This is a genomic window from Halomonas urumqiensis (genome assembly GCF_003028575.1).
GTDB lineage: Bacteria > Pseudomonadota > Gammaproteobacteria > Pseudomonadales > Halomonadaceae > Halomonas > Halomonas urumqiensis.
In genome coordinates this window covers 144,229-160,775 of record NZ_PYUD01000002.1, presented here as the reverse complement: position 1 = coordinate 160,775, position 16,547 = coordinate 144,229, and the positions used below count along the sequence as shown (strand labels likewise).

At 64.4% G+C, this 16,547-nt stretch carries 18 protein-coding genes; 10 read left to right on the top strand and 8 right to left on the bottom strand.

Going from position 1 to position 16,547, the window contains the following annotated elements; genetic code table 11:
* Positions 1–89: 89 nt before the first annotated feature.
* The 10 genes from flgC (at position 90) to flgL (ending at position 10,236) form a co-directional block, all read left to right on the top strand.
* On the top strand, positions 90–497 hold the full coding sequence (flgC, locus tag C6V82_RS08105) for a flagellar basal body rod protein FlgC (RefSeq protein ID WP_102586737.1): 408 nt from the start codon (positions 90–92) through the stop codon (positions 495–497).
* Positions 498–501: 4 nt separating this feature from the next.
* Positions 502–1,194 (top strand): flagellar hook assembly protein FlgD, encoded by a 693-nt coding sequence (locus C6V82_RS08100; RefSeq protein WP_102586738.1) that lies wholly within the window; start codon positions 502–504, stop codon positions 1,192–1,194.
* 13 nt (positions 1,195–1,207) lie between these two features.
* Positions 1,208–2,431 (top strand): flagellar hook protein FlgE, encoded by a 1,224-nt coding sequence (gene flgE / locus C6V82_RS08095; protein ID WP_102586739.1) that lies wholly within the window; start codon positions 1,208–1,210, stop codon positions 2,429–2,431.
* Between the two features lie 25 nt (positions 2,432–2,456).
* Positions 2,457–3,212, top strand: a complete 756-nt coding sequence (locus C6V82_RS08090) for a flagellar basal body rod protein FlgF (protein WP_102586740.1) — start codon at positions 2,457–2,459, stop codon at positions 3,210–3,212.
* A 23-nt stretch (positions 3,213–3,235) separates the two neighbouring features.
* Positions 3,236–4,018: a flagellar basal-body rod protein FlgG gene (flgG, locus tag C6V82_RS08085; protein WP_102586741.1), complete on the top strand. Its 783-nt coding sequence runs from the start codon at positions 3,236–3,238 to the stop codon at positions 4,016–4,018.
* A gap of 214 nt (positions 4,019–4,232) precedes the next feature.
* Positions 4,233–4,904 (top strand): flagellar basal body L-ring protein FlgH, encoded by a 672-nt coding sequence (locus tag C6V82_RS08080; RefSeq protein WP_229843155.1) that lies wholly within the window; start codon positions 4,233–4,235, stop codon positions 4,902–4,904.
* Positions 4,905–5,012: 108 nt separating this feature from the next.
* On the top strand, positions 5,013–6,065 hold the full coding sequence (locus C6V82_RS08075; RefSeq protein ID WP_373297588.1) for a flagellar basal body P-ring protein FlgI: 1,053 nt from the start codon (positions 5,013–5,015) through the stop codon (positions 6,063–6,065).
* Entirely contained in the window at positions 6,065–7,240 is a 1,176-nt protein-coding gene (gene flgJ / locus C6V82_RS08070; RefSeq protein ID WP_102586744.1) for a flagellar assembly peptidoglycan hydrolase FlgJ, read from the top strand. The genes C6V82_RS08075 and flgJ overlap by 1 nt, the downstream gene beginning before the upstream one ends.
* A 114-nt stretch (positions 7,241–7,354) precedes the next feature.
* Complete coding sequence (gene flgK / locus C6V82_RS08065) at positions 7,355–8,986, top strand: flagellar hook-associated protein FlgK (RefSeq protein WP_102586745.1); 1,632 nt, start codon at positions 7,355–7,357, stop codon at positions 8,984–8,986.
* A gap of 20 nt (positions 8,987–9,006) precedes the next feature.
* Positions 9,007–10,236, top strand: a complete 1,230-nt coding sequence (flgL, locus tag C6V82_RS08060) for a flagellar hook-associated protein FlgL (protein WP_102586746.1) — start codon at positions 9,007–9,009, stop codon at positions 10,234–10,236.
* A 240-nt stretch (positions 10,237–10,476) separates the two neighbouring features.
* Here flgL and fliR read toward each other — a convergent pair whose 3' ends face one another.
* The 8 genes from fliR to C6V82_RS08020 all read right to left on the bottom strand — a co-directional run bounded on the left by fliR (position 10,477) and on the right by C6V82_RS08020 (position 16,530).
* On the bottom strand, positions 10,477–11,274 hold the full coding sequence (gene fliR, locus C6V82_RS08055) for a flagellar biosynthetic protein FliR (RefSeq protein WP_102586747.1): 798 nt from the start codon (positions 11,272–11,274) through the stop codon (positions 10,477–10,479).
* Between the two features lie 10 nt (positions 11,275–11,284).
* On the bottom strand, positions 11,285–11,554 hold the full coding sequence (gene fliQ / locus C6V82_RS08050; protein WP_102586748.1) for a flagellar biosynthesis protein FliQ: 270 nt from the start codon (positions 11,552–11,554) through the stop codon (positions 11,285–11,287).
* Positions 11,555–11,594: 40 nt separating this feature from the next.
* On the bottom strand, positions 11,595–12,332 hold the full coding sequence (gene fliP / locus C6V82_RS08045; RefSeq protein ID WP_102586749.1) for a flagellar type III secretion system pore protein FliP: 738 nt from the start codon (positions 12,330–12,332) through the stop codon (positions 11,595–11,597).
* Between the two features lie 14 nt (positions 12,333–12,346).
* Entirely contained in the window at positions 12,347–12,802 is a 456-nt protein-coding gene (gene fliO / locus C6V82_RS08040; RefSeq protein ID WP_102586750.1) for a flagellar biosynthetic protein FliO, read from the bottom strand.
* Entirely contained in the window at positions 12,799–13,320 is a 522-nt protein-coding gene (gene fliN, locus C6V82_RS08035; protein WP_102586751.1) for a flagellar motor switch protein FliN, read from the bottom strand. Before fliN ends, fliO begins: the two co-directional genes overlap by 4 nt.
* Positions 13,313–14,359: a flagellar motor switch protein FliM gene (gene fliM / locus C6V82_RS08030; RefSeq protein ID WP_102586752.1), complete on the bottom strand. Its 1,047-nt coding sequence runs from the start codon at positions 14,357–14,359 to the stop codon at positions 13,313–13,315. Before fliM ends, fliN begins: the two co-directional genes overlap by 8 nt.
* A 16-nt stretch (positions 14,360–14,375) precedes the next feature.
* Positions 14,376–14,861, bottom strand: a complete 486-nt coding sequence (fliL, locus tag C6V82_RS08025; protein WP_102586753.1) for a flagellar basal body-associated protein FliL — start codon at positions 14,859–14,861, stop codon at positions 14,376–14,378.
* A gap of 214 nt (positions 14,862–15,075) precedes the next feature.
* Positions 15,076–16,530: a flagellar hook-length control protein FliK gene (locus C6V82_RS08020; RefSeq protein WP_102586754.1), complete on the bottom strand. Its 1,455-nt coding sequence runs from the start codon at positions 16,528–16,530 to the stop codon at positions 15,076–15,078.
* Positions 16,531–16,547: the final 17 nt, after the last annotated feature.

Genomic DNA, 16,547 nt, shown 5'->3' with positions numbered 1-16,547 from the left:
CTGAACGCATTATACGAGCTGAATCAGGGCACAGCAGCTGAATCAAGTGCTGCCGTTGATCAAGACACCGCCATAAGGAGCGTCACGTCATGTCGATGTTTTCCGTGTTCGACATCGCGGGGTCGGCCATGAGCGCCCAGTCCCAGCGCATGAATGTCACCGCCAGCAACCTGGCCAACGCCGACAGCGTGGCCGGGCCCGATGGCGAAGCCTACCGCGCCAAGCAGGTCATGTTCGAAAGCCGGGCCGATGCGGCGCATGGCATCGGCGGCGTGGGCGTGCGCGAGGTGGTCGAAGACCCCTCGCCGATGCGCATGGAGTATCGCCCCGAGCACCCGCTTTCCAACGAGGAGGGCTACGTGACGATGCCCAACGTCGAGCCGGTACACGAGATGGTCAACATGATCTCGGCGTCGCGCTCCTACCAGGCCAACATCGAAGTGCTGAATACCAGCAAGCAGATGATGCTCAAGACACTGACGCTGGGTGAGGGTTGATGCCATGACCTCGCCTATCGGTAGCAACGTGCTCAACACCATCAATGCCAACCCGGCCTCCGCGTCCAATGCGCAGCAGTCCGACGAGTTGCGCAACAACTTCATGACCTTGCTGATCACCCAGATGCAGAACCAGGACCCGCTCAAGCCCATGGAAAACCATGAGATGACGAGCCAGCTGGCGCAGATCAACACGGTCAGTGGTATCGAGAATCTCAACCAGTCGCTTGGCGACATCACCGGACAGATCAACGCCGGCCAGACCCTTCAGGCCTCCGGCTTGATCGGGCAGGGCGTGCTGGTGCCGGGGAGCCGCGTGCTGCTCGACGAGGGCGCCGAGGGCGAGATGCATGCCACGCCATTCGGTATCGAGCTCGGCCAGTCGGCCGACAACGTGACGGTGACCATCACCAACGACGCGGGCCAGGTGGTCAATCGCTACGACATCGGCCCGGTCAGCGCCGGCGTAGAGTCCTTCACCTGGGATGGCCTGACCAGCGAAGGCGAGCGTGCCGTTTCCGGGGCTTACCGGGTGGGTATCGAGGCCACCAGTGGCGAGGATGCCGTGGAGGTTGAATCACTCAACTATGCGGTGGTGAGCGGTGTGACGCCGCCGGACGACAACGGAGGCGTGCGGCTCGATCTGGGCGCCATCTATGGCCAGGTCGGCCTTGGCCAGGTCAAGCAAATTCTTTGATGAGGAATCCGACATGAGCTTTTCACAAGCCCTGAGTGGCCTTAACGCCCAGTCATCCAAGCTGGGCACCATCGGCAACAACATCTCGAACTCCCAGACCGTGGGCTTCAAGAGCTCCAGCGCCCAGTTCGCGGATGTCTTCGCCAACTCCAAGGTCGGCCTGGGGACGCGGGTCTCGGCGGTACTGCAGAACTTCAGCGAGGGCAACCTGGAGTCCACCAACCGCAATCTCGACCTGGCCGTGGCTGGCCAGGGCTTCTTCCGCCTTCAGCAGCCCAGCGGCGAGGTGGTCTACTCGCGCAATGGCCAGTTGACCATGACCTCGGATGGCGACCTGGTGAATGCCCAGGGCGCGCAGATCATGGGCTATGGCCTGAATGCCGAGGGTCAGGTGCAGGTTGGCGGCCAGCCGGTACCGCTGAATGTGGAAGCCGAGGAGATGCCGGCTAGCGCCACCACCAATGTCGCCACCACGATCAACCTGGACGCCCGCTCACAACCGGGTGAGGGGCTCAATTCGGTGGATGTGAACGGTGGCGCCGATACGCTCGACTACCACTTCTCCAACAACTTCACGGCCTACGATTCGCTGGGCAATCCGCGCAACTTCAACATCTATTACGAGAAGACCGGCAACAACACCTGGACCGGTAGAGCGGTAATGGATGGCAGCTACACCGCGGCCAATGATTTCACTACCCAGTTCAGCGCCAATGGCGTGCTGGCGACGCCTGCGCCCAACGCCATGCCCGAGATCACCTTCGACCAGGCCATGCTGGGAGGCGAGCCCGCCGACTTGGCGTTTACCCTGGATCTCGCCGGCTCCACCCAGTTCGGCAACAACTCCACCACCAGCCAGTTGAGCCAGAACGGCTACACCTCGGGCTCTCTCGTCGGCATCGAGATCGAGGATGACGGCACCGTGATGCGCAACTATGCCAACGAGCAGTCGCGTCCTTCGGGTCAGATCGCGCTTGCCAGCTTCCGTAACCCGGAAGGCCTGAACCCCTCCGGCGATAACGTCTGGTCGGCGACAGAAGCCTCCGGTGCGGAACTGGTCGGCGAGCCGGGTACCGGCCTGCTGGGCCTGCTGCAATCAGGTGCCATCGAGACGTCCAATGTGGACATGGCTCGTGAACTGGTCGACATGATCGTCACCCAGCGCGCCTACCAGGCCAACTCGCAGACCATCAAGACCCAGGATGAGCTGTTGCAGACCGCCATCAACCTGCGCTGAGGCGTCTGAATCGGGAGCCTGAACCATGGATCGCATTCTCTACACCGCGATGAGCGGCGCCAAGCAGAGCATGGACCAGCAGTCGGTGGTCAGCCACAACCTGGCCAATGTCGATACCGCCGGGTTTCGTGCCCAGCTCAACGCCATGCGCGCGGTGCCGGTCGAGGGAGAGGCGGCGCTTGCCACGCGCACCTCGGTTGCCGCCAGCACCCCCGGCGCCGATTTCTCACAGGGGCCGGTGATGCGTACCGGCCGCGAGCTCGATGTGGCGTTGGAGGGTGATGCCTGGCTCGCCGTGCAGACCCCGGACGGCGGTGAGGCCTACACCCGGCGTGGCGATCTCCAGGTGGATGGCGATGGCCTGGTCACCCTGGTCGACCGCCCGGTGATGGGTGAGGGCGGGCCGATCATCGTGCCACTGGGCGCGAATGTCTCGGTAGGCGCCGATGGCACGCTGAGCGCCATCGGGCCGGGCGAGAATCCCGACGCTCTGGTGGATGTCGGTCGCCTCAAGCTCGTGACCCCCGACCAGCCACTGGCCCGCGGTGAAGATGGCCTGTTCCGCCCGCCGGCGAATGCCGAGGGCGAAGTGGTGGCCCTGGCCGCCGATGAGAACGCGCGTGTCGCCAGCGGTGCGCTGGAGGGCAGTAACGTCAACGCCATCGAGTCGATGGTGGCGATGATCGACGTGGCGCGCCGCTACGAAATGCAGATGAAGGTCATCAGCACCACCGACGAAAACGCCCAGCGTGCCAACAACCTGCTGTCGATTCAGGGCTGACGGCACCCGCAACAGGAATCCCCATGATCAAGTCACTGTGGACGGCCAAGACTGGCCTTGAATCGCAACAGGTCAAGCTGGACGTCATCTCCAACAACCTGGCCAACGTCAGCACCAACGGCTTCAAGCGCTCGCGGGCAGTGTTCGAGGACCTGCTCTATCAGAACCTGCGCCAGCCCGGCGCCCAGAACGACGTGCAGAACCGCCTGCCTTCCGGCATGCAGGTGGGCACGGGGGTGCGCCCGGTGGCCACCGAGCGCCTGCACAACCAGGGCGGGCTCGAGAACACCGAGAACTCGCGCGATCTGGCGATCAACGGGCAGGGGTTCTTCCAGGTGCTGATGCCCGATGGCGCCACCGCCTACACCCGCGACGGCAGCTTCCAGCTCGACGAGAACGGCCAGATGGTCACCGCCAACGGCTATCCGCTGGAACCGGCGATCATCCTGCCCCCCAATGCGCTGTCGGTATCGATCGGCGAGGATGGCATTGTGTCGGTGACCCAGCCGGGCACCACCCAGACCCAGCAGGTCGGCCAGATCACCGTCTCTACCTTCGTCAACCCGACCGGACTCGAGAGCATCGGCGGCAACCTCTACATGGAGACCACCTCCTCGGGTCCCCGCAACGAGGCGATGCCCGGCATGAACGGCGCTGGCCGGTTGTTCCAGGGCTTCGTCGAGACCTCCAACGTCAACGTGGTGGAAGAGATGGTCAGCATGATCCAGACCCAGCGCGCCTATGAGATCAACAGCAAGGCGGTTCAGACCAGCGACGAAATGCTGGCACGCCTGGCACAGCTGTAAGGCCCATGGGCCGGGAGAGATGGGCATGAAGCCTCGCACGTTGTCGCGTATGACCACCCTGCTGCTGGGGCTGGCGCACTTGAAGACACCAAGGGGCGCTGGGGACAAGCCGGAAAGGAGGTCCTACGCCATGGATGGCGTCGGTAGCGCCCAGGGAGGGGTCCAAAGCGCCTCCTTGCAGGCTTGTCGCCAGATCAGCCCCGAGCAAGGCAACGTGTATCCGAGGTCCCTGACCCTGCTGCTGGGGATTGCCGTGTTGGCACTCGCTGGCTGTGCGCAGATTCCACGCGCCTCGGTGGTCGGCGAGCAGGAGCAGATCGCGATCACCGAGCCACCACCTCGCGAGGCCAACGGCTCGATCTACCAGCCGCAGCGTGGTTATCAGCCGCTGTTCGAGGATCGTCGGCCGCGCATGATCGGCGATATCCTGACCATCGTCCTCGACGAGGAGGTCAGCGCCAGCAAGAACGCCCAGTCCAATGCCAATCGCAATGGCTCCTCCGAGCTGTCGCTTGCCGAGCTTCCGGACGCGCTGGAGACCCTGGCCGAATACGGCTTCGACCTGTCGGGTGCCAGCGACTTCAGCGGCGGCGGTGGCTCCCAGGCCAACAACAGCTTCACCGGCACCATCACCGTCTCGGTGCTCGAGGTCATGCATAACGGCAATCTCAGGGTGCGTGGCGAGAAGCAGATCGCCATCAACCAGGGCGTGGAGTTCATCCGCTTCTCCGGGGTGGTCAACCCGCGCACCATCACTGGCCAGAACACCGTTCCCTCCACGTCGGTGGCCGATGCGCGCATCGAGTACGTCGGGGATGGCTATATCAATGAGGCCCAGCACATGGGATGGCTGCAGCGCTTCTTCCTCAATGTCTCGCCCTTCTGACGGCGTGCGACCATGGACACACGACGCCACATGAGCAGACTCGCCAAGACCTCGTTTCGCCCCGCTGCCTGGCGGCTCGCCTGCCTGCTGCTGGTGTGGCTGATCGCCATGCCGGCCCAGGCCGAGCGAATTCGTGAACTGGCCGGATTCGCCGGCGTGCGCGACAACGTGCTGGTCGGCTACGGCCTGGTGGTGGGCCTCGACGGTACCGGTGACCAGACCATGCAGGCGCCGTTCACCGGCCAGAGCCTGACCAACATGCTGTCGCAGCTCGGCATCACCGTGCCGCCGGGCACCAACATGCAGTTGCGTAACGTCGCGGCGGTGATGATCACCGCCGACCTGCCGCCGTTCGCCCGGCCCGGCCAGCGCCTCGACATCAATGTCTCCTCGGTCGGCAACGCGCGAAGCCTGCGCGGCGGCACCCTGCTGATGACCCCGCTCAAGGGCGCCGATGGCGACACCTACGCGATTGCCCAGGGCAACCTGCTAGTGGCTGGCGCGGGTGCCGAAGCGGGTGGCAGCAGCGTGCAGATCAACCAGCAGGCCGGTGGGCGAATCGCCGGCGGCGCGATGGTCGAACGCGAGGTGCCGCTGGAGCTGGGCGCCAATGGTGGCCTTCTCGAGCTTGAGCTGTTCGAAAGCGATTTCGGCACCGCCCAGCGGGTGGTCACCGCCATCAATGACGAGTTCGGCCGCCCGGTGGCCGCGGCCCGCAATGGCCGGGTGATCGCCCTCGATGGCCCAGCCAACGCCAACTCGCGGGTCAACTTCATGGCGCGTATCGAAAACATAAACGTCACGCCAACCGAAGCCGCCGCCAAGGTGGTATTCAACGCGCGCACCGGCTCGGTGGTGATGAACAGCGCCGTGACCCTGCGGCGTGCCGCCGTTGCCCATGGCAACCTGTCGATCGTCATCGACACGCGCTTCGGGGTCAGCCAGCCGTCGCCATTCGGCGAGGGCGAGACGGTAGTGGTGCCGGATGCGGACATCGATATCGAGCAGCAGGAAGCCTATTTGCGCGTGGTGGAAGGTGCCGACCTGGTCGACGTGGTCAATGCGCTCAATGCGCTGGGCGCCACGCCCCAGGATCTGATGGCGATTCTCGAGGCCCTCAAGGCTTCGGGCTCGCTGCGTGCCGAACTGGAGATCATCTGATGAGTGTGCAGGACATGGGTAGCCAGTTCGCCCTCGACATGAATGGCCTGCAGCGTCTCAAGCATACCGCTGCCCGCGACCCCTCCTCGGGGGTCAAGGGTGCCGCGCAGCAGTTCGAGGCGCTGTTCGTGCAGACGATGCTCAAGAGCATGCGTGATGCGATTCCCACTACCGGGTTGATCGACAGCCAGCAGACCCAGTTCTACCAATCGCTGCTCGACCAGCAGTGGTCGCAGACCATCGCCTCGCGCGGCATCGGCCTGGCCGATAGCCTGGTGTCGCAGATGCAGGCCAGCGGCATGGTGCCTTCGGGCAGCCAGCCACGCGGCAGCGAGATCGATGAGCTGATCGCCGGGATTCCACGCGGTGCGCCGCGTGTGCTGGAAAATGCCCTGAGACCCGACGAAGGCGGCGATGAGGATGCTCGCGTTGCTGACGGCGACGCCGCCGAGGAGGGCGTCACTGCCAATGCAGGCGTCGCCGCCCCCGCCCCCGAAAGCTTCATGGATGAACTCGCCACCGCCTCCCAAGGGTTCATGGGAAGCGTGGCGGCCGTGCCCGCCGAGACATCAAATGACGCGCGCCCGGCGGAGGAAGGCCGTGCCGAGCGGGATGATCGATCCCGGGCCAAGCCCGCGGGGGTAAGTGCCGCAGCCACCCCTGAGCGTGATGCCACGCCACCGGACCATGTCCAGGCCTTTCTCGACCGGCTTGCCAGTCCGGCCCAGTCCGCCAGCCGCAAGACCGGCGTGCCGGCCGAGCTGATCCTTGCCCAGGCGGCGCTCGAGACGGGGTGGGGGCGTCACGAGATCGCCACCGCCAGTGGCGGCAACAGCCACAACCTGTTCGGTATCAAGGCCGGCAGTAGCTGGCGTGGGCCCACCACCGACATCACCACCCACGAATACCTCAACGGCCAGCGCACGCGGGTCAACGACAGCTTCAGGGTCTATGACTCCTTCGAGGCCGCCTTCACCGACTATGCGCGCTTGATAGGCGACAACCCGCGCTACGCCAAGGTGCTTGATGCCCCCGACGCGAAGCAGGCGGCACACGAGCTGCAGGCGGGTGGCTATGCCACCGACCCGGCCTACGCCGACAAGCTGATCGCGGTGATGGATTCCCTCGGCCCGGTGGCACCAGGCAACGAGTCGCTGGTGTTCCTGCGCTACTGAAGAGCGCGAATGAAGGAACCTGAGCCCTTCATCGTCCGGCTGATGACTGATATTGCCCTAAAGGCCTGGACTTACCTGCCGATACTCTTCCTATCGGCCTAAGGAAACGACAGCATGAGCATCTTCTCCATCGGGGTCAGTGGTCTCAACGCGGCCCAGAACGCGCTGGCCACCACCAGCAACAACATCAGCAACGTCTACACCCCCGGATACAACCGGGAACTGGTGATCCTGGGAGAGGGCGCCGGCAGCGGCGGTGTGCAGGTCAACGACATCCAGCGCCAGTTCAATCAGTTCGTGGCCGAGCAGCTCAACTCGGCTACCAGCAGTTCCAGTGCGCTTGCCACCTACCAGGGCCAGGTCAGCCAGATCGACAACCTGCTGGCCGATCGTGATGCGGGCCTGGCACCGCTGATGCAGAATTTCTTCTCCTCGCTGGAGGACCTGGCCAGTGCGCCCTCCGACCCTGCGGCCCGCCAGGGCCTGCTGGGTACCGCCGATACCCTGACCGCCCAGTTTCGCGCCTTCGATGGCTACCTGCAGGACATGCAGCGAGGCATCAACGGCCAGATCAGCGACGAGGTCACCCAGATCAACAATGCCACCGAGCAGCTGGCGACACTGAACCGCGAGATCACCCTGGCGCGAGCACGTACCGGTGAAGCACCCAATGGTCTGCAAAACCAGCGTGACCAGCTGGTCAGCGAGCTCAGCGAGCGGATGAACGTCACCCTGGATGTCCAGGATGGCAAGACCTACAACATCAGCCTGCCCAATGGCCAGCCGCTGGTGTCCGGCACCAACCACTACCGGCTCGAGGCGATGGACTCTCCCGCCGACCCGCAGCGCACGGTGCTGGGCTACCGCGACTCATCCGGTGGCCTGGTGGCCCTGCCCGAGAACACCGTGGACGGTGGCACCCTGGGTGGGCTGATGCAGTTTCGCGCCGAGACCCTCGACAAGACCCAGAACCAGATCGGTCAACTGGCCGTGTCGCTTGCCACGCGCTTCAATGAGGTGCATCGCGAGGGCACCGATCTGAATGGCGACCCGGGCCAGGATGTCTTCTCCATCGGCGAGCCGCGCGCCTATTCCGATGAGCGCAACCCGAGCGGTGCCGAGATCGCAAGCGCTACCCTCGATACGGACAACCTCGCCGCGCTTAGCGCCACCGACTACAGCATCCGCTTCAATGGCGCCGGTGAGCCGGAGATCACCCGCAAGGATTCCGGCCAGCGGTTGGCCGCCGCCGAGTTCGACTGGGACCCCGCCGCACGCACGCTGGATGTCGGTGGTGTATCGCTCGAGTTCGATATCGCCCCGAGCGAAGGGGATCGCTTCGAGATCCAGCCGGTGCGCCGTGCCGCCGCCGACATGCGTAGCGAGATCAGCGACCTGGACCAGATCGCTGCCGGCACCAGCGCTGGTTCCGGCGACAACACCAATGCCCTGGCCCTGCAGGAGCTGCAGAACGAGGGGATGGTCGGCGGCAAGGCGACCCTCAACCAGGCCTACGCCGGCATGGTCAGCGACGTCGGCAACCGCAGCAACATCGTCAAGGTCAATCTCGATGCCCGCCAGGGCCTCACCGACCAGCTCGAGGCCGTGCAGCAGTCGGAATCCGGCGTGAACCTCGATGAGGAAGCCGCCAACCTGCTGCGTTACCAGCAGTTCTATTCCGCCAATGCCCGGGTCATCGATACCGCCTCCACGGTGTTCGATACCATTCTTGGCCTGCGTAACTGATTCGAAGGACGTCCATCATCATGCGTATCAGTACCGTCACCATGTTCGACCAGAGCGTCTCCTCGATGAATCGCCAGCAGGGCGATTTCATGAAGGTGGGCCAGCAGATCGCCACCGGCCGCCGAGTGGTCAACCCCTCGGACGACCCCCAGGCCGCATCACGCGCGGTGGGCGTCTCCCAGTCCAAGGCGCTCACCGAGCAGTACGCCGACTCCCGGGTCAGTGCGCGCAACTCGCTATCCCAGTCGGAAAGCGTGTTGAACAGCGTCAGCGACGCCATCACCAGTGCCAAGACGCTGATGGTGCAGGCCTCTAGCGACACCCTGAGCGATGCCGACCGGCAGTCGGTGGCAAGCGAGCTGCGTGGCATCTACGAGACGGTGATCGGCCAGGCCAATGCCACCGACGGCAATGGCCGCTACCTGTTCGGCGGCTACCAGGACGCAAGCCCGCCCTTTCAGCGCAACGGCGACGGCACCGTGGACTATGTAGGCGATGCCAATACCCGCGAGCAGCGTATCGATGCCTCACGGCTGATGCCGGTCGCCGACAATGGCGAAAAGATCTTCCAGAGCGTGGCCAGCGGCGCGGGCTACCTGGCCGAGGCCGCGCCCGGCAATGCCGGCAACGTGACCTTCAGTGGCCCGCGCATCGGCGATCCCGCCGACCCCGGCTACGGCGATACCTACACCCTCACCTTCGGTGGCGATGCCGACAACCCCACCTACAGTATCGAAGGCGTGGCTGCCGATGGCACGGTGACCAACGTGGCGAATGACGAGCCCTATACCCCGGGCCAGTCACTCAGTTTCGGCGGTATCACGCTGACCCTTGCGGGCGACCCCGAAGCCGGTGACGAGCTGACGATCGGCCAGGCCGAGCAGATGAACACAGACCTGTTCAAGACCTTCGAGAAGGCCCTTGCGGTACTCGAGGAACCAGCCGACACGCCCGCCAAGAAAGCCGCGCTGCGCAACACGCTCAACACCTCGATGCGCGAGCTCGACAACGGTCTCGACAACGTGCTGACCACCCGCGCCTCGGTAGGCGCAAGGCTCAACGAGCTCGATGTGGTGGACGCCGTGGGCGGCAACCGCATGCTCAATTACGAGCAGACGCTGTCGGACCTGATCGACCTCGACTACGCCGAGGCGATCTCCGAATACAGCCTGCGCCAGGTCGGGCTGCAAGCCTCCCAGCGCGCCTTCGTCGATATCAAGGGGATGTCGCTGTTCGACTACCTCCGCTGAGAGGATGTCTACAAACTACTGCGCTTGGCCATACGGCGTTGAAATCACCTTCAAAATGCTCATTTACACCCTCGTAAACTGCGCTTTTTCAGCTGATTTCGCCTTGTCTGGCCATCGCTCGTTGCATTTGTAAACACCCTCTTAGGCTCATCAACCCTGTTGGCCGTGGTTTGGTTACCTCCCGCCATGGCCCCTTGCCGCCCTCGGATCCCCGTCAGGGCGGTTTTTTTTGGGCGTCATTCAGCCCGCGGGTGGAAGCGGGGCGAGGGCGTCGAGCAGTTGGCGCATGAAGTCGAGGGAGCCTGCGAACAGTCGCTCGAGGAAGCGGCCGATGTCGGTCATCAATACCATCATCAGGATCAGGCCGACGGTCAACGAGGCCGGGAAGCCGATATTGAACACCGTGAGCTGGGGCGCGGAGCGATTGAGGATGCCCAGCGCCAGGTTGATGATCAGAAGCGGCCCGACCAGCGGCAGCGCCAGCAGCATGCCGGCCATGAAGATGGTGCCGCCGTAGCGCGCCAGCATATCGAAGGCGCCGGCGTTGAAGCCGCCAAGGCCGATCGGCAGGGTATCGAAGCTGGTGGCGAGAATCTCCAGCACGATGAGGTGGCCGTTGAAGGCCAGGAACATCAGCAGCGTGATCATGTACAGGTAGCGCGACAGCACCACCATGTTGGTGCCGCTGCTGGGATCGAAGAACGTGGCGAAGGCCAGGCCCATCTGCAGGCCGATGAAGTCACCGGTGGCCTGTACCACGGCGAAGGTGATGTGCATCACCAGCCCCATGGCCACGCCGATCAGCATCTGTTCGGCCATGATGCCGACACCCGCCCAGGAGATCACCGGCACATCGGGGGTGGCCACCGTGGGCGCGATGATAAATGCTACCAGCGCGGCAAGCCCGATCTTGGCCTGGCGGGGCACGCTCGAGTGCCCCCACAGTGGCGAGGCGGCAAGGAAGGCGGTGATCCGTGTGAAGGGCCACAGGAAGGCCACGAGCCAGGCCTGGAGTTGCGCGAAAGTCACCTCGACCATGGCCGGTTCCTCAAGACACCAGCGTGGGTATGTTCATGAACAGCTCGCGGGTGAAGCCGGTAATCAGCTTGAGCAGCCAAGGGCCGGCCAGTACCAGCACCAGGAACACGCCGAGGATCTTGGGAATGAACGACAGGGTCATCTCGTTGATCTGGGTAGCGGCCTGGAACAGGCTGACCAGAAGCCCCGTGACCAGCGCGGTGATCAGCAGCGGCCCGGCCAGCAGCAGGGTCACGCGCATGCCCTGGTAGGCCAGGCCCATCACCATTTCCGGGGTCATGTTTGTCTCCTGGTTTTACTATAAAAGCTAGACATAAAAGCTATACATAAAAGCTTTGCGCGAGTGAGCCGACGATCAGCTGCCAGCCATCCACCAGCACGAACAGCATCAGCTTGAAGGGCAGCGAGATGGTGATCGGTGGCACCATCATCATGCCCAGCGACATCAGCACGCTTGCCACCACCAGGTCGATGATCAGGAACGGAATGAACACCATGAAGCCGATCTGGAAGGCGGTCTTGAGCTCGCTGGTCACGAAGGAGGGCACCAGAATCCGCAGCGGTACGTCCTCGGGGCCCTGCATCTCGCCGACATCCGCCAGGCGGGCGAACAGCGCCAGGTCAGGCTCGCGGGTCTGGGCCAGCATGAATTCCCGGAACGGCGCCTGGGCCAGCCGCAGGAACTCCTCGAAATTGATCTCTTCCGCCGTCAACGGCAGCCAGGCCGTCTCGTACACCAGGTCGAGCACCGGGGCCATGATGAAGAAGGTCAGAAACAGTGCCAGGCCGAGCAACACCTGGTTGGGTGGCGTGGCCTGGGTGCCCATGGCGGTCCGCAGCAGGCTCAGCACGATGATGATGCGCGTGAAGCTGGTCATCATCAGCAAAAGCGCCGGCAGGAAGGCCAGCGAGCTGAGCAGCAGCAGGGTCTGCAGCGACAATGACCATTGCTGGCCGCCATCTTCCAGCGGTTGGCTGGTGATGCCGGGCAATTGCTGGGCAAGGACCTCGGCGGGCGACAGCAGCAGGGCCAGGGCCGCCAGCAGCACCGCCAGCATCGGGAACGTGCGACTCACGACTTGCCCCGCCCCAGGCCCGCATTGTGTTTCAGTGCCTTGGCGAAGCGCGCGGCGAAGCTGTCGCCGTCGGCGAAGGAGGGGCCGTGGCCATTGGAATGAGCGCCGGTGGCGTGAGGCGTGGCATCCGCTGGTGGTGCCGGCAGCTCGTGCAGCTTATTGACGTTGCCGCTACCCACGCCGAGTACCAGCCAGGTCTGTTCGACCTGCACGATCACCACCCGCTCGCGATTGCCGACGCCGACGGCGCCCACCACGCGCAGGCGGTCACCATGGCGGGCCTGGCCGAGCCCCGCGCGCTTGAGCACAACTCGTGCGATCAACAGGATCGCGACGATAAGCGCCAGTACGGCGGCGGTCTTGCCGAACGTGGCAAGGCCGATCAACTCGCCGCCGGCGGCCAGGCCATCCAGGCCGCCGGACGAGGCATCGGGGGTAGGGATGTCGCTCATCGGTTCAGCTTCTGCACGCGCTCGGAGGGAGTGATGATCTCGGTGATGCGGATGCCGTACTTGTCGTCGACCACCACCACTTCACCCTGCGCGATCAGGTAGCCGTTGATCAGGATGTCCATTGGCTCGCCGGCCAGGCCATCGAGCTCGATCACCGAGCCCTGGGCCAGTTCCAGCAGCTGCTTGATGGTGATGCGCGTGCGGCCCAGCTCTACGGCGAGCTTGACCGGGATGTCCATGATCATCTCGAGGTCGCGGGAGGCGCCGCCACCAGCCGACTGCGCAAGCGGGCGGAACACGCTGTCGCTTGCCGACTGGGCGTTTGGCTCGGCGTCGGGCTCGCTGGGCGTTTCGGCCTGGGCTTCAGCCTCGGCCTGTTCGGCCATGGCCGCCGCCCAAGGGTCGTCGTCGCCGGTACCCTGTTGCTCGGCTTGTTCCTGCTCCGACTGTTCCTGCTCCGACATGGCCGCGGCCCAGTCGTCGTCGATGTTCTGATCGGGCTTCTTGGGATCAGTCATGCTTGGATTCCTTGGATGACGGTGTCGACCCCTTGACGAAGGTGTCGGGTGATGCGGTGGCGTTGGCGTGATCGATCATGCGGATGACCCGCAAGGCGCGTTGCTGGTGCTGGCTGCCATATTCGCACTCCATGACCGGCACGCCGTCGACCTTGGCGGTGACGCTTTCAGGAAGCTCCAGCGGCAGGATGTCACCGACCTTGAGTGCCATGACATGGGCGATACGCGATGAAATGGAAGCAAAGTCGGCCACCAGCTCGACTTCCGAGCGGCGGATTTCACCGGCCATGCGCCGACTCCAGCTGCCATCCTGATTCTGGTGGCCATCGTTGAGCGGGTTGGAGAGCAGGTCGCGCAGCGGCTCGATCATCGAGAACGGCATGCAGATCTGGAAACTGCTGGAGAGGTTGCCCACCTCGATGTTGAACGAGGTGTTGACCACGATCTCGTTGGGCGAGTTGGTGATGTTGGCGAACTTCGACTGCATCTCCGAGCGCACGAAGCTGATCTCGAGTGGATAGACCGACTTCCACGACTCGCTGTAGGCGTCGATGGCCAGGTTGAGCAGGCGCATGATGATGCGCTGCTCGGTATTGGTGAACTCGCGGCCCTCGGAGCGGGTCAGAAAGCGCCCGTCGCCGCCGAACAGGTTGTCCACCACCATGAACACCAGGCTCGGCGGAAAGACGATCAAGGCCGAGCCGCGCAGCGGTTTCATGGCGATGATGTTGATGTTGGTGGGCACCGGCACGTTGCGCGAGAAGTCGCTGTAGCTCTGGTAGCGCACGCTTTCCACGGTGATGTCGGCACTGCGCCTGAGCAGGTTGAACATGCCCATGCGGAAATGCCGCGCGAAGCGCTCATTGATGATGTCCAGGGCATGCAGGCGCTCGCGAATGATCCGGTGCTGGGTGGCCGGATCATAGGGGCGAATGCGCGAATCTTCGCCGCTGGCGGAAGCGCTGGTTTCCTCTTCGCCGCTGACGCCCTTGAGCAGCGCATCGATCTCTTCCTGCGACAGCAGATCATCTTGGGACATGGGGCTCGGGATCCGCTTATTGCACGATGAATTCAGTGAACAGCACGTCGTCGATGGCCAATTCGGGCTGGTTCTCGGTCATCGGCGCATCGAGGGTCGCAAGCACCTCCTCGGCGAGCGTCCGTTTGCCTTCGGGGCCGGTCAGCTCACGCGCCTGCTGACCGGAAAACAACATCAGCAGGCGGCTGCGCACCTGAGGCATGTGCTCGGTGAGAACCTCGCGGGTGTGCTGATCGGCCACCTTGAGCGTCATGCCGGCATAGAGCAGCCGCGTGCCGTACTGATCGTCGGCAAGATTGACCGTGAAGGGTTCGATGGTGACGAAGATCGGCGCCACACGCTCTGCCACGACCTCTTCCTGAATTTGACTCTGAGCCTGGGCACCGTCATTGCGCTGGTCGAACACCATGTAGAGTGCCGCCGCCGCTGCGGAGGAGGAGAGGATCACGACGATCCCCATGAGCCAGAGCAGCTTTCGGGAGCCACCTGTCGATTTCGCCATTGCTGGATATCCTTGGGCCCTGTCGGAGCACGCTGGTCTTGCCACTGGCGTCAGTATGCGGGCTCGGTGACAAGTACGAAGAAGTGAACAGGCCACGCTATGGGGCCTATCTCGGCATTTTGCCCGGCGCCCAGTGACAGCGCCGGGTGCCGGCTGTGTATCGGGTGTCGACTGTGTACTGGGTGTCGACTGTGTATCGGGTGTCGACTAGGTATCAGGCGTAGAGATCCACCCGCCCGTCGAGTGATATATCGGCTGTCATCGGCGCGGCTGTAGCGGCGGCTCCCGATGCATCTTCCGCCCCCTCGCCCATGGCGCCGCTGCCGGGGCGGCCGCGCCTGGCCAGCTCACCTTCCGGCGATTGTTGCCCGCGCTGCTCGCCCACCGAGGTGTCGCCCAGGCTGATACCTTGCTCGGCAAGCGCCTCGCGAAGCTGCGGAAGGGCCTGTTCCACCGCGCTTCTGACCGGCGCATGGGCCGACAGGAACTGCGCCTGGGCGGCCTGCTCGCTGACCTTCAGCGACACTGTGAGCGGACCCAGCTCGGCGGGGTTCAAGTGCAGCTCGATGCGCTGTTCACCGCCGCGCTGGCCAAGCAGGTGCATCTGCTGGCCGAACTGATGAGAGAGCTGCTGAGTGAACTGCTGCGGCCAGGCCTGGCTGCCCAGCGGCGCGCTGAGGCTCACCTGGCCATTGGTAGCGGCAGTGCCCTGGGCGCTGGGGTGGGTGGTACTGGCAAACGTGGCATCGGCGCTATTGGCCGAGCCGTTGGCCTGGCTTGCCAGCAGTGTCGAGAAACTCTCGCGGCTGGACTCCCCGGAGCGCAGGGCGCCGTCGGGTAGAGTAGTGGCCTTGGGGGCGCTGTCGGCAAGCTGAGGTTCGCCCTGCTGGGCGGCGGCACGCTCACCGGCGGCGCGGATCATCTCCAGTCCGTCACGGCCTGCCTGCAAGGCGGGGTTGGCTTGCCTGGCCTCGGCTGACCTGGCCCGCTCGGCGAGATCATTGGCCTGGTGCTGTCCTGCCAGTCGTTGCTCTGCCGACGCCTGGCCCGCCAGCACTTGCGTGCTGGGCAGCATCTGTCCATTCAGATTCGCATCGCTCTGCGGCTTGTCGGCCAGCACCTGAGCGGCCAGCTCGGTCTCGCGCGCTGTCTGGTCGAGCGCTTCCTGGCCCAGGTCTTCGCTGATCGCGTTGCTCGGCGGCTCGCCCGGTGTTCCGGTCGGGGCCCCGTGACTGCCAGCCGCGTTCAGTGGCAAGGTGAGTTGGACCCCTTGCAACGCTGCCAGACCATCGATCGCTTCGGCGTTGGTGATCGAGTGGTGCCCACCTTGCGGGCCCTGGCCGCCAGCGGTGTTTCCGGCCGAGAGGATCAACGCCATGCGCTCGGCGATCTCGGCAAGCGCGGGATTGCCCGGCAGCACCTGTGCGTTGCCCGCTGTGCCTGCCGTGGCGGGTACCGCCCTGGCAGGCGGGGTATCCGGGGTTGGCGAAGTGCCGAAAGAAGTGCCGGGATACGTGCCGGGTGAGGCGACTGGGCGCTTGGCCTGGGCGGCGGTCGCGCCGGCACCGGCGAGATCCAGGCTGAATCCGCCGTTGCCACCCTTACCGGCACGTTCCGCCGGCGCCTGGGTCTGGCCGTGAGAGGTCGCGAGAAGCAGCGGAATGGTCATGTCGATTCTCCGGCGAA

Bases quoted from the DNA above. Each gene is read 5' to 3' on its own strand.
- flgC (WP_102586737.1), top strand. From the start codon at position 90: ATGTCGATGTTTTCCGTGTTCGACATCGCGGGGTCGGCCATGAGCGCC.
- C6V82_RS08100 (WP_102586738.1), top strand. From the start codon at position 502: ATGACCTCGCCTATCGGTAGCAACGTGCTCAACACCATCAATGCCAAC.
- flgE (WP_102586739.1), top strand. From the start codon at position 1,208: ATGAGCTTTTCACAAGCCCTGAGTGGCCTTAACGCCCAGTCATCCAAG.
- C6V82_RS08090 (WP_102586740.1), top strand. From the start codon at position 2,457: ATGGATCGCATTCTCTACACCGCGATGAGCGGCGCCAAGCAGAGCATG.
- flgG (WP_102586741.1), top strand. From the start codon at position 3,236: ATGATCAAGTCACTGTGGACGGCCAAGACTGGCCTTGAATCGCAACAG.
- C6V82_RS08075 (WP_373297588.1), top strand. From the start codon at position 5,013: ATGCCGGCCCAGGCCGAGCGAATTCGTGAACTGGCCGGATTCGCCGGC.
- flgJ (WP_102586744.1), top strand. From the start codon at position 6,065: ATGAGTGTGCAGGACATGGGTAGCCAGTTCGCCCTCGACATGAATGGC.
- flgK (WP_102586745.1), top strand. From the start codon at position 7,355: ATGAGCATCTTCTCCATCGGGGTCAGTGGTCTCAACGCGGCCCAGAAC.
- flgL (WP_102586746.1), top strand. From the start codon at position 9,007: ATGCGTATCAGTACCGTCACCATGTTCGACCAGAGCGTCTCCTCGATG.
- fliR (WP_102586747.1), bottom strand. From the start codon at position 11,274: ATGGTCGAGGTGACTTTCGCGCAACTCCAGGCCTGGCTCGTGGCCTTC.
- fliQ (WP_102586748.1), bottom strand. From the start codon at position 11,554: ATGACCCCGGAAATGGTGATGGGCCTGGCCTACCAGGGCATGCGCGTG.
- fliP (WP_102586749.1), bottom strand. From the start codon at position 12,332: ATGCTGGCGGTGCTGCTGGCGGCCCTGGCCCTGCTGCTGTCGCCCGCC.
- fliO (WP_102586750.1), bottom strand. From the start codon at position 12,802: ATGAGCGACATCCCTACCCCCGATGCCTCGTCCGGCGGCCTGGATGGC.
- fliN (WP_102586751.1), bottom strand. From the start codon at position 13,320: ATGACTGATCCCAAGAAGCCCGATCAGAACATCGACGACGACTGGGCC.
- fliM (WP_102586752.1), bottom strand. From the start codon at position 14,359: ATGTCCCAAGATGATCTGCTGTCGCAGGAAGAGATCGATGCGCTGCTC.
- fliL (WP_102586753.1), bottom strand. From the start codon at position 14,861: ATGGCGAAATCGACAGGTGGCTCCCGAAAGCTGCTCTGGCTCATGGGG.
- C6V82_RS08020 (WP_102586754.1), bottom strand. From the start codon at position 16,530: ATGACCATTCCGCTGCTTCTCGCGACCTCTCACGGCCAGACCCAGGCG.